The sequence below is a fragment of the Methylocystis sp. genome (genome assembly GCF_051061285.1).
Taxonomy (GTDB): domain Bacteria; phylum Pseudomonadota; class Alphaproteobacteria; order Rhizobiales; family Beijerinckiaceae; genus Methylocystis.
In genome coordinates this window covers 1-11,840 of record NZ_JBPFEA010000013.1, presented here as the reverse complement: position 1 = coordinate 11,840, position 11,840 = coordinate 1, and the positions used below count along the sequence as shown (strand labels likewise).

Annotated in this window: 11 protein-coding genes and 1 pseudogene; 6 read left to right on the top strand and 6 right to left on the bottom strand. The window is 62.1% G+C overall.

The features are described from left to right. The 5 genes and pseudogenes from ACR65T_RS05080 to ACR65T_RS05060 form a co-directional block, all read right to left on the bottom strand. Positions 1–930 (bottom strand): annotated as a pseudogene (locus tag ACR65T_RS05080) (IS630 family transposase); the annotation flags it as partial. A 415-nt stretch (positions 931–1,345) separates the two neighbouring features. Further along, positions 1,346–2,614: a cytochrome c gene (locus ACR65T_RS05075; RefSeq protein WP_434495469.1), complete on the bottom strand. Its 1,269-nt coding sequence runs from the start codon at positions 2,612–2,614 to the stop codon at positions 1,346–1,348. Between the two features lie 3 nt (positions 2,615–2,617). Continuing rightward, complete coding sequence (locus ACR65T_RS05070; RefSeq protein ID WP_434495468.1) at positions 2,618–3,139, bottom strand: (2Fe-2S)-binding protein; 522 nt, start codon at positions 3,137–3,139, stop codon at positions 2,618–2,620. A gap of 1 nt (position 3,140) precedes the next feature. Beyond that, positions 3,141–5,933, bottom strand: a complete 2,793-nt coding sequence (locus tag ACR65T_RS05065; protein ID WP_434495467.1) for a xanthine dehydrogenase family protein molybdopterin-binding subunit — start codon at positions 5,931–5,933, stop codon at positions 3,141–3,143. A 63-nt stretch (positions 5,934–5,996) separates the two neighbouring features. Beyond that, positions 5,997–6,173 carry a hypothetical protein gene (locus ACR65T_RS05060; RefSeq protein ID WP_434495466.1) on the bottom strand — a complete coding sequence of 59 codons (177 nt, stop codon included), beginning with the start codon at positions 6,171–6,173 and terminating at the stop codon, positions 5,997–5,999. Positions 6,174–6,342: 169 nt separating this feature from the next. On the opposite strand from ACR65T_RS05060, the gene ACR65T_RS05055 reads away from it, so the two are divergent. From ACR65T_RS05055 to ACR65T_RS05030, 6 genes are all read left to right on the top strand, one after another. After that, positions 6,343–7,023 (top strand): cysteine hydrolase family protein, encoded by a 681-nt coding sequence (locus ACR65T_RS05055; RefSeq protein WP_434495465.1) that lies wholly within the window; start codon positions 6,343–6,345, stop codon positions 7,021–7,023. A 52-nt stretch (positions 7,024–7,075) separates the two neighbouring features. Next, positions 7,076–8,050, top strand: coding sequence for an urea transporter (locus ACR65T_RS05050; protein ID WP_434495464.1), 975 nt, complete (start codon positions 7,076–7,078; stop codon positions 8,048–8,050). A gap of 3 nt (positions 8,051–8,053) precedes the next feature. After that, a complete protein-coding gene (locus ACR65T_RS05045) occupies positions 8,054–8,419 on the top strand; it encodes a cupin domain-containing protein (RefSeq protein ID WP_434495463.1) in 366 nt (121 codons plus the stop codon). Between the two features lie 56 nt (positions 8,420–8,475). Further along, on the top strand, positions 8,476–9,150 hold the full coding sequence (gene biuH, locus ACR65T_RS05040; RefSeq protein ID WP_434495462.1) for a biuret amidohydrolase: 675 nt from the start codon (positions 8,476–8,478) through the stop codon (positions 9,148–9,150). 103 nt (positions 9,151–9,253) lie between these two features. Further along, positions 9,254–9,631: an allophanate hydrolase-related protein gene (locus ACR65T_RS05035; RefSeq protein WP_434495461.1), complete on the top strand. Its 378-nt coding sequence runs from the start codon at positions 9,254–9,256 to the stop codon at positions 9,629–9,631. Between the two features lie 463 nt (positions 9,632–10,094). After that, positions 10,095–10,739, top strand: a complete 645-nt coding sequence (locus tag ACR65T_RS05030; protein ID WP_434495460.1) for an SGNH/GDSL hydrolase family protein — start codon at positions 10,095–10,097, stop codon at positions 10,737–10,739. Between the two features lie 115 nt (positions 10,740–10,854). On the opposite strand, the gene ACR65T_RS05025 is transcribed toward ACR65T_RS05030, so the two are convergent. Then, positions 10,855–11,568 (bottom strand): spermidine synthase, encoded by a 714-nt coding sequence (locus ACR65T_RS05025; RefSeq protein ID WP_434495459.1) that lies wholly within the window; start codon positions 11,566–11,568, stop codon positions 10,855–10,857. Between the last annotated feature and the right edge of the window lie 272 nt (positions 11,569–11,840).

The following is an 11,840-nucleotide window of genomic DNA, read 5'->3' as shown; positions in this document are numbered from 1 at the left end:
CCGTCGTGAGCGAAGTAATTTGCGCATTCCTTTGAGGAGAACTCGTCGAGCAGGGCGCCGATGCGGTCCCATAATTTGTCGATGGTTCTCTCCTTGGCCTTTCGTAGCAAGGCTTTGAGCTTGGCGAACATCATTTCGATCGGGTTGAGATCGGGCGAATAGGGCGGCAGATAAAGCAATCAGGCGCCGGCCTTTTCGATGATGGCCCGCACGCCGGCAACCTTGTGGGCCGGTAGATTGTCCATGATGACGACATCGCCCTCGGCCAGTGTCGGCGAGAGCTGCTGCTCCAGCCACGCCAGAAAGATCACGCCATTCATCGGGCGATCGACGACGAGCGGAGCCGTGATGGCGTCGCTGCGCAGGCCGGCCACGAAGGTCGTCGTTTTCCAGTGGCCATGGGGCGCATAATCGACAAGCCGCTTGCCTTTCGCGCAGCGGCCGCGCAACCGCGTCATCTGCGTGTTCGTGCCGGTTTCGTCGACAAAAACCAGCCGCTTTTGATCAAGCGTCGGCTGCATCTTTTTCCAGTCGTCGCGCGCCTTGACGACGTCTTCCCGATGCTGCTCGCTGGCATGAAGCGTTTTTTTTATAGGTCACGTCATGGCGTTGAAAAAATCGCGCAATCGAGCTGTCCGTCGTCTTGAACTGGCGCTCTTCCAGAAGTCGAGCTTCGATCTCGGCCAGCGTCAGATCCGGTTCGCCGGCGACCAAAGCCAATAACCAGTCCGCATGGTCGTCCAGCGGCGAGGGGCGCGCCTTCTTGCCCGGCTTTTCCGCGAAACTGCCGGTCGCTGCAAGCCGCTGAAACTACTTGATCGAGGACGAAGGCGAAATCATCAATTGCCGGGCCGCGGCCCGTCGCGACATCCCGCCCTCGATCAACGCAATCGCACGCTCACGCAGATCAAAGGAATAGCCGCGAGACATGCTGCGCCTCCCAAATCAGAGCCATACGCAGACTCCCGCATTCCCAGCCCGATGGGAATCCCAAAATCAGACCGATTCACATCAACTGGGGAGCGCTCTAGAAGCAAATTAGAAGCGATGGGTCGGGGATCTGGTATCAACAGATTCATCGGCCGCCAGAAGGTCCAAGAAACGCCTTTTATTTTCCGATCGATTGAGGTTTGCGTAAGCGCTGTTATGGCCCCACCTTCAAACGAATGATGAAAGCGGCGAGTCTGATCTCCTGATGATCAGAGTTGACGACGACCGCTTCTACCCAACTCGCGTCGGTTCCGCAGCATGCGGAGACTTCGGCTCAGGGCCAAGAACGGACATTCGGAAATCGCTAGCGAACGACAATCCAGCCCTCGGGGAGCAGACCGTAAGGATTTCGTTCTCATTGCAGGATCTTATCGACATCCTCCACGCTGAGAACCGGAAGGGCGTTGCCGTTGACCGCGAAAACCGACCGCACGTAGTTGGCAAGATCGGCCATTTGGGCAGCCGACAGCCGGTTCCGAAACGCCGGCATCGGCCCATAACCGCGCGTCAAGGACATCCTGTCCGGATCGATGCCGTACGCCATGACTTCGATCAGATTGACGCCGTCGGGCTCGGCAAGCGTCGCGTTTCCGGCAAGCCGCGGCATTGTCGATTGGACGCCCTGCCCGTCGGGTCCGTGGCAGAGTGAGCAGTAGGACAGAAAAAGCGTCTGTCCGGACCGGTTTTCATGCGCTTTCTCGCCAAGCGCCGCCACCGCGGCCTCTCCCTTGCTCGTTGCGCTCGCGTCGACATCCATCAAAAACGTGGCGATCGCCATCCGATCGTCGTCGGTCAGCAGGCGCAGCGATTTCTTGACCGCCAGAAACATGTCTCCGAACGCGGACCCCTGCGGGCTCGCCCCGGTTTCGAAGTAGAGGACGAGATCCTCGCGGTTCCAGCCGCGTTTCGCCAGCGCGGCTGCGGTTATATCCGGCGCCTTAAACGCGCCGATGACCGCGCCGTCCAGGGCCCTGTTCCCCTCCATGGCGCCGAGCACATTACGCGGCGTGTGACACTCGCCGCAGTGACCAAGACCCTCGACCAGATAGGCGCCACGGTTCCAGGCCGCGTCCTTATCTGGGTTCTTCTTGAACGGTCTGCGGCTGGCAAACAGAAAATCCCAGCCGAACATCAGCGGGCGAATGTTGAAGGGAAACGACATCTCGTTCGGCGTGACCGGCCTCTCCACGGCGGGCACACTCATGAAATAGGCAAACAGGGCGTCGCTGTCCTCGCGCGTGAGGTTGTGAAAGGACGTGTAGGGCATCGCCGGATAAAGCGGAGCAAGCAGGCTGTCCGCGCCATAGGCCATGAGTTGGTAGAACTGAGCCGAGCTCAGATCTCCGATACCGGTTTTCAGATCCGGTGTGATGTTCGCCGAATAGATCGTGCCGAACGGTGTCGCCAGAGGCCGCCCGCCGGCGAAGGCCTCGCCGCCTTTAGCGGTATGGCAGGACGCACAGTCGCCGGCCGCCGCCAGATATTTGCCGGACGCGATCGTCGCCGAGTCACGCGACAGCGGGTGATTGGCGACGGAGGGAACGCCGCACAGTGCAACGAAGATGCCGTAGGCCGCGACCGCGATCAGAAGCACAGCCGCCAGTCGAGCACTCCAGCGCCACACGGCCTATCTCTTCGTCAACTGCGGATCAGCGAGGATCAGATCGCGCACCGCCTCATAGTAGCGGACATAACCGGTGCATCGGCAGAGATGATCGCCGAGCGAGGTCTCGATCCGCTCCTCCACCGCAGTCCTGGAAACGGGATTGCGGGCAAGATCCTCCAGCAGACACGTCGCTGCGTTGACATAGCCGGAGGTGCAGTAGCCGCACTGGAAGGCGAAATGATCGACGAATGCCTGCTGGACGTCGGAAAGACGATCCTGCTTCGCGTGCCACTCGACCGTCCTCACCCGTTTTCCGGAGAAGTCCGCGGCGCCGTTGATGCAGGTCCGCATGGCTCGGCTCGTTCCGTCGGGCTCGTCAACGATCACCACGCAAGCATGACAGACGCCGACGCCACAGCCGAACTTCGTCCCGGTCAGACCAAGATATTCGTGCAGGAAATCGATCATCGCCAGGCTGGCTGGAATTGTATGTGGGCCGGTTTGGCGCCCGTTGACGGTTACGGAGATTTGCACCGTATCCATATCACTCGACCTTCAGGACATCATCAGCGGTCACCGGTAGCTTGGTGAAGCGCTTGCCTGTTGCGTCATGGATCGCATTCAGCGTTGCCGGAATGACCGGCACCATGACGATCTCCGCTATCCCTCGCGGTGTGTCATCGGTTTTGACCGGCGCCAGGGTTTCAAGAGTCATATCCCATAGAGGAACGTCTCTCGCTCGCACGACATCGTACCGGTTGACGTTCCAGGTGCCGTTGCCCGGACCATCCTCATACAAAGGCAGGTACTCGGTAAGCGCGTGACCCAGTCCCATCGCGATGCCGCCCTGCGCCATACCAGCCACCAGCTCGGGCACGATGGCTCTGCCGCAATCCAGCACCTCGTGCACGCGCAGAACTTTGATCGCACCATTTGTACGGTCGACGGACAGCGCCACGACCGCTGCGCAAATCGATGCGTAAGTCTCGCCCAGTCGTTCCGTCGACGCCGGCGGAAAGTCCACCTTGAGGCGGTTCTGCACCTGCCAATCGCCGCCGCGCCGCAACGCCAGGGCGTCGATGGCGCCATTCCAAATATCGCTTTCCATGGCGAATTCGGCCTTGGCCCACTGCCAGCGACTGAAGGCGTGAACCATGACGCCGGTCGTCTGGCCCGAAGAGTGACAACGCTCCGCCAGCCGGGCGAAGGACAACGGCTCCTTGCCCTCCGCGGTGAGCTTGCCGTCGATCCACTTCAGATCGTCGAAGGTCACGTTGTCGCCGGCTTCCCAGATCGCTCGCGCTGCGGGCCACAGGCTGTAACGCAGGAGAGCATACGCGGCCTCAGCCACGGCTTGGGTCGCCACGGGCGCGCCGATCGATGCGCTGGCGCGGCTGGTAATCACCGGGACCCAACGCGGGTTCGCCGCCGCCGCATCCTGATTTTGCTGACTCATTGTCAGCGGATCGCCGGACGTCACGAGAGCCAACGGCCTCCACATCGGCCCGGTCGAATCGAGGGTGACCCGATCGGCGCTGCGTCCGAGGTGATCAGCAACACGCACCGCGACGGCGGTGGAGACGCCGGTGCCCATCTCGATAGTGCTGGCCGCGACCTCTATGCGCCCGTCGGCATCGAATGACACGGCCGCCAGCGCGCCGTCCTGGCCCGTGCCGTACTTGAACATGGCGCAGGCAACGCCCACGCCGTAGGCCTTGGCAGGATGCGCGGCCTCGAACGCGCGCCGATCTTCCACGCGCTTAGACCACAGCGGCGCTTGCTCGAGCCGGTCCAACAGCTCCTCGCTGCGGAGCGTGACCACCGGCTTCGCTCCCGTCAGGTTGCGATAGCCGGTGCGCATGGCGTTCTTTCGCCTGAGCTCGATCGGATCCATGTTGAGCTGGGCTGCAACGTCGTCGATGAGGCATTCCATCGCCGTGATCGACTGCAGCCCGCCATAGCCGCGCATTGAGCCCGCCGTCACGCCGCGCGAGTGCTTGGCAATGGTGGTGATGTCGCTCTTGGGTACGTAGTACATGGACGCCGACGATATCGCCGCGACGTCGGCAACGCTGGCGGAGTAGTTCGCGGTGCCGCCGCCGTTGAGCGACAGATCGCAGGCGAATGCCGTGAATGCTCCGGTCTTTCGATCGATCCCCAGCTGGCTGTCGATCGTGACAGCGTGGCGTTTCATGCCGAGTTGAAATTGCTCGAAGCGATCGAGCGCAAGCCGCACCGGCCGCCCGTCGGCGAACAGGCCCGCCAGCGCCACGTAGTTCGGCAGCTGCGGCATGTCCTTGCCGCCGAACGCGCCGCCCAAATAAGGGAAATGCCCTTCCAGGTCCTTGATGGCGTAGGGCGCTTTGGCGTCGGACAAGATGTCGGCGATCGCATGCAGCGTGTCTGCCGGCGCCTGCACGCCGAGCACCAGCGACAGCCGATCGTTGCCGGCATCGTGCCAGGCAAGACCGCTTTCGGGCTCCATGAAGAAGTGATCGGCCGACTGGGTCTGGAACTGCTGTTTGAACAATCGCCCCGCCCGTCCGCCAGCGAGGAGTGTGCGAATGTGGCGGCCATAGTCTTCCGCGCGGCGCGTGGCGCTCGCGTCGGCCTCCGGCCAGGAAGGGTAGTGCCCGCGACGGAAACGCGGCGGCACGACCCAGCCATCCTTAGCGGGTGAATACACATCCGGGGCGGACGGCGTGGTGCCGCCGATGCGGGTGAAGCGGTTCGCGCCGTAGGGCGGCCTGGCAACGGCGCCGGTTTCCTTCCCGAAAATGATTGTCCCTTTCGCCCCGCGCAGCATTTGCCGGGCCGTGACGAACTTGTCCAGGGAATGGAAGATGAGCAATGCGACCGGCTGGCCGAGATAGCTCGGCGTTTGGCCTTGCGGGCACATCAGGTTTTCCGTGAAGTAGCCTTTGGCCCGGATTCCGGCCGCCGCTAAGTCCTCCGCGGTCACCACCCGGTCGGGTTTCAGGTCCGGGTCGAGCATCGACAGATCTAGGCCGACGAAACGGTGCGTTGCGTCGGAAGCCATCAACAGCATGGCGTGGTCGGTCTCGCCCGGCCAACCGTCCATGTCCGCGGCGCGAAAATCCCTGGCGTAGAGCTTGGCGCCGGTGACCTTGGCGCAGCCGTCGACACGGTATCTTGGAGGCCCCAATCCGTTGCCCGACCAGCCCGGCGCCGTCGGCATGGTCTCGTCGGCATCAAACGAGGCGTGCGCCGCCAGTGGAACCAGGGCAAGCGAAATGCCCGCGGCAGAGCTCCCGACGAGAAAGCGCCGGCGGCTCCAGGTCATGATCGGATGCGACTGGGAGCCGAAGGCCTTCATCGCGTACGACTGTCTCCCGAGGCAGGATGAGAAGGCGTCGCCGTTAGTTCAATAGGAACTTTGTTAAGATTGCTTTGCCTTCAGGGGCGGACTGACAAGCTGGGTGATGACGCCGTCAGGTCCTTCAACCGGCATCGTTCCAGTGGTGCTGCCGTCAAAATCGAGCGCCAGATCCTCGCCCTGGACATTCTCCTTCGCCACCCCGTTCCATGTGAGGGAGATCGTAGCCTGCGCCGTCACTTCCACCGGCCCCGTCCGCGAAAATCCCTCTCATCCGGACTTCCCGAGCCGTTCGCATTGTCCGCCTTTCCGAAACGTGATCTATAATTCGATAGAGTAGCGTCGTCGCGAGGTCCGGGTGCACACGGCCCGACCCATCTTCTTTCAATGGGCTACGGGGCCGCGAACCATGCCGTTCATCGACGCAAAGCCTTTCCCCTTTCAGTTCGACTTCGACCACATCGCGCTCGTCTGCATCGACATGCAGCGTGACTTCCTTCTGCCGGGCGGCTTTGCCGAGTCCCTGGGCAACAACCTCAAGAACGTCCAGCCTTGCATCCCGGTCATAGCGAAGCTGCAAGCGGCTTTCCGCCGCTGCAAGCTCCCGATCATCCATACCAAGGAATGTCACCAGCCGGATCTCTCCGACCTTCCGACCGCCAAGCTCAACCGCGGCAACCCGAAGCAGAAGATCGGCGATTTCGGCCCAATGGGGCGCATTTTGATCGACGGCGAGCCCGGCACCGAGTTCATCGCCGAGAACGAGCCCAGGGAGTACGAGCACGTTATCGCGAAGCCCGGCAAGGACACCTTCTACCGCACCGACTTCGACGAGTATCTGACGCGGCGCAAGATCAGCAGCCTCGTCATCACGGGCGTGACGACCGAGGTTTGCGTGCAGACAACCATGCGCTGCGCCAACGACCGCGGCTACGACTGCATCCTCGTAGAGGACGGCACCGACAGCTATTTCCCCGAGTTCAAGGAGGCGACTCTCAAATCGGTGGTGGCCCAAGGTGGCATCGTCGGCTGGACCTGCAAGTCGGATGCGATCCTGAGCATGCTGGCCAAAGAGCAGTCGCCGGTGTGATGAGTTCCGCCATGCTGATCCACAGCCGGTGAGCGGAGGGCTAAGCGCGCCGATGAGGGCTCCCGTCGACTACATTTTTCCGCCGGTGACGACAGGAGGGATGCCTTTCTGGCGGCTCGTGCTTCGGGGCAGCTCGCAACTTTGCTTTCAGAGTAACGAGCTGACAGGAGTGTTCTTTCTGGTGGCCGTACTCGTCGCTTCCCCAATCGCCGCCGCCTATCTCCTCGTGGCCGGCATCATGGCGCCGGCCGGCCGCATGCTGATGGGTGAACGCGGACCAGTTCTGGCGACCGGGCTTCCCGGCCTCAATCCCTGTCTGATGGCCCTATCGCTTCCGGCCTTCTTCAACACTGGTTGGTCCAATCTCGGCATGTGGGGCATGCTCGTCGTGTGCGTCGCGATCACAATCGTGCTGGTGCGGGTGAGCGTTGCGATCCTGCCGTTTCCCACTCTGGCGTTTCCGTTTTTAGTCGTGTTCTGGGGGCTCTATGCACTCGCTCCTGAGATCGACGTCTTGCAGCGGATCGCCTCAGGGACTAGCCCCGACACGACGCTTCACCCGCTCACCGCAGTGCTGCATAGCCTCGGCGCGGCCTTGTTCGCCCCCACGATCTGGTCGGGTTTGCTGTATCTCGCCGGCGTGCTGTTGAGCAACTGGCGCCACGGCTTGGTCGCGTTGATCGGCGCCGTCATCGGCACGCTCGTGTCCTACTATTATCACCAAGTCGATCCCGGAAGCGCCAACCTCGGCCTCTATGGGTTCAACGGGGTCCTCACTGCCGTGGCGGTGTTCGCCATTTGCGGCGGTCAGCTACGGCTCGCCATTCTGGGCGCTCTCGCCGCGACAATTTTGATGCCTGCCATCACGGCCATCGGCCTGCCCGCGGTTTCCGCACCTTTCGTGCTCACCACCTGGCTCATGCTCGCCTTGGGCTGGATCGGAGACCACGGCTTCGATGATAAGCCCGCATGTGTTGCAGCGGCGGAACCTTCCACACAACCTTCGCATAACGATCGAGGAGAGTGATCCATGTCCGAACAGTTCGCTTCGATCATCCTGCCCGCTCTTATGGAATACGCGACCAAGCTGCGTCATACCGAAGGCTGGGAGCCGTTCCGTCCGGGCGTGACCGCACGCTGGTTGTACGGAGACTTTCGTGCTGGGCCCTCAGCGATGCTGCTGCGCTACGAGCCCGGTGCGCGCGTCGCCGAGCACGAGCACGTCGGCTACGAGCACATGTTCGTCATCGACGGCGACCAGTTCGACGAGCACGGCACATACCCAGCCGGCACCTTCGTTGTTAACCCACCCGGCACCCGCCACTCTCCGGGCAGCACCGGCGGTTGCGTGGCGCTTCTGATCTACGAGAAGCCCGTCAGGTTCGTAAAGTCCTAATGGGATGCGGCGCCTGTCGAACATCGAGTGAATATATCCGCTAGAGGATGCTTGCCATGACGACGATCGTATCGGAACCATATCCGTGGCCCTACAACGGCGACTTGCGGCCGCAGAATACCGCGTTCGTGATTATCGACATGCAGATGGATTTCTGCGCCAAGGGCGGCTACGTCGACAGCATGGGTTACGATCTGGCGCTCACGCGCGCACCGATCGAGCCCATTCAAAGCGTCCTCGCCGCGATGCGCGACAAGGGCTATCATGTCTTCCATACTCGCGAAGGGCACAGGCCCGATCTCAACGATCTTCCCGCCAACAAGAAATGGCGCTCCGAACGCATCGGCATCGGCATCGGCGACAAGGGTCCCATGGGTCGTATTCTGGTGCGCGGCGAGCCTGGCTGGAACATCATCCCCGAGCTCACCCCGAGGGATGGCGAGTCGATCATCGACAAGCCTGGCAAGGGAACCTTCTGTGCCACTGACTTCGAGCTGATGCTACGCCTGCGCGGCATCGCCAATATCATTCTCTCCGGTGTCACCACCGACGTGTGCGTCCATACCACGATGCGCGAAGGCAACGACCGCGGCTTCGAGTGCCTGTTGCTCGAGGACTGCTGCGCTGCCACAGATCATGGCAATCATCTCGCAGCGCTCAAGATGGTCAAGATGCAAGGCGGCGTCTTTGGCGCCGTCGCCAACTCCAAGGCGCTGCTGGAGAAACTCTAGCAGCGACATCGCGCCGGCCCTGCCGGGCGCTCAAGCATCACCACACGGTGAGAGGCCTCCAACGGCGTGGAGCCGGCAACAACACAGGCTGAAGATTGTGACCATGGATTTGTTCGTAAACGGCACGCTGATGCGTGGACTTGCATTGCATCATAACTTGGACGGCGCCGAGTTCGTCGGCGCCTTTCGCACCGCGCCGGTCTACCGGCTCTATTCCATCGACGATGACCATCCCGGCATGTTCGAGGTGGAGACCGGCGGCGTCGCGATCGCAGGAGAGATCTACCGCATGAGCGATGAGCTGTGCGCACGCGTTGAGGCCGGCGAGCCGCCTCACCTCTACCGCGGTCCGGTCAAACTTGCGGACGGCGGCACCGTCGATGGCATTCTGATTCCGCGCGCTATCGCCGAAGGCCACTACAAAGACATTTCCGAATTCGGCGATTGGCGCGCCTACGCGATAACCTTGCCGCGCGATTAGATCTTTGTCGCCGATCGGTGGAATAGTTCGTTCAGTCGTCGGGCTCCACGAAGTCCACGCTTAGCGCCTGCGGCCCTCACTCGTCTGGCCGGAGACTCTTGGTGGTCGCGAGCCGCAACCCGGCCGCCTCGATTAGACCGCAACGATCGGCGCCACATGCGCCATGCAAATTACCTCTCGTTGGAGGTCTACCGGGAAGCGTGTCGAGGGGCATCTTCCAGTTTGAAGCAGTCTTCTACGAGGCTAGGTCAGCGCAACGAAATCTCAGGCCTGCGTCCCCCCAGGCGACACAAGAGATCGTGGCATGCCACACGACGCCGCTCGCTCAACCGAAGCGCCTCCTCCACCTCCACCCCCTCCGCCATATTCCGGCCTCATCTTGCCAGCTTGGATACCGGTGATACTTGGCGAGGAGATCGATGCCTATCGTCGCGAGCGATGCATCCTTGCGACAAGGATTTGTATGAGATCGTATATCGCCGCTCCCTCGCGACGCCTTTTCCTCGGCGCGATCGCGCCAGTACTGGCGGCGGTCGCTCTAGGGCCCGCCGTCGCCAGCATCGCCGTCGTCGGCGATAGTCTCGCGGCCGGCTGCCCATTCCGCACGCTGTCGTGTCGCCCCTTCGAGGTGATAAACCTCGCCAAGGGGGGCGCGCGGCTCGCGGATATTGCGGGGCAGTTGGAGCGTGCGCAACGAAATCGCGCGCGGCGATTCATCATCGACGGAGGTCTGAACGATCTTTTCGGCGCCGCCGCTTCGATCCGGGACATCGAACGCGATTTCCGCGGCGTGCTGCAAGTCCTCGATCCGGGCGCTTCCGCGATCTTCACCTTGATGCCTTACATCGCCCAGAGAGAGGCAGCGCCGCGCATTGATGCAGCGAACGCAATGATGGCGGAGCTTTGCCGAGAGCGAGGCATCGAGGTGTTGGACCTCAATCCGCATGTCTCGCTCAATGGCGTGCGCCGCGCAGAGATGAGCGACGACGGGGTGCATTTCACGCCACGCGCTAATGCGGTATGGATCGCGGCTCTTCGGGAGAAGTTGAGCGATCAACTATTCATCGACCGTGGGAGATTAGCGAAAATCTTGCTCGCGCCGAGCTGAACCGCGCTCGAGCGCGATGAGCATGTCGCCGAGTGGATTGGCTGGCCGATCTTCGATCGGCTCGAGTTGTCGCCTTCCCACCAGAAAAAAGGCCGGGGCGCTGTCGATTTCGGTTTCAATTGGGACTGGCTTTCTGTTGCATCTGAGGTGTCGAATCGAGACGTGTCGCGATCCAGATGACGTGCCGGGCGCCACCACGTTGGCCGTTGGCGCGCACCTTGACTTCATCCACACGGAACCCGGCTTTGCGAAGGCGCGATGTGAAATTCCGATCCGGCCCCGATGACCAGACGGCCAACACCCCACCACCGCGCAACGCCTCGCGGGCCGCCCTCAATCCTTCAATATCGTAAAGTTTGTCATTGGCTTCGCGAGTCAGGCCCTCGGGCCCATTATCGACATCGAGAAGGATTGCGTCATAAGTCGAGCGGCCAGACCGGATCAGGCGCCCAACGTCCCCTTCCTCGATGCTGACGCGCGAATCCGTCAGGCTGGCGCCGAAGACTTCCGCCATCGGACCGCGCGCCCAGGCTACGACCGCCGGAAGGAGTTCGGCGACAACGACCCGCGCTTTCGCGCCGAGGACAGTGAGCGCGGCGCGCAGAGTGAAGCCCATCCCCAGCCCGCCAATCAGAACACGCGGCTGCGGGCGCGCCTGAATCCTCTCGCAAGAGAGCGTGGCGAGCGCCTCCTCCGAGCCACTGAGGCGACTGTTCATCAGTTCGATATTGCCCAACGTGATCGAAAATTCTGCGCCGCGACGCTTGAGGCGGAGTTCGCCCTCGCTGCCGGGTATCGGCGCTGTGTCGAGCAGGGTCCAGGGAATCACTGATAACCCTTCGTTCGGTTGGGAAGCGCTTCATGCGACGACATGCGGTGACCTCAATGCGCTAAATTCTACAGTTCGCGCAGAGGCCGCAAAGCGCCAGGAAGCTGACCTTAGCCGCGCGCTAAATCTAAGGTGGTCGGCCCCCATGGGGTGATCCGGTTCGAATGTTAGTTTAAGAGTGGCATTTGGACCAGCGGCAACGCGCCCGGCGCAGCTGGCTGGGGTTGCGCAGCTGGGCGCTCGGGGAACAGAACCGCCGGGGCTGGCGGCCG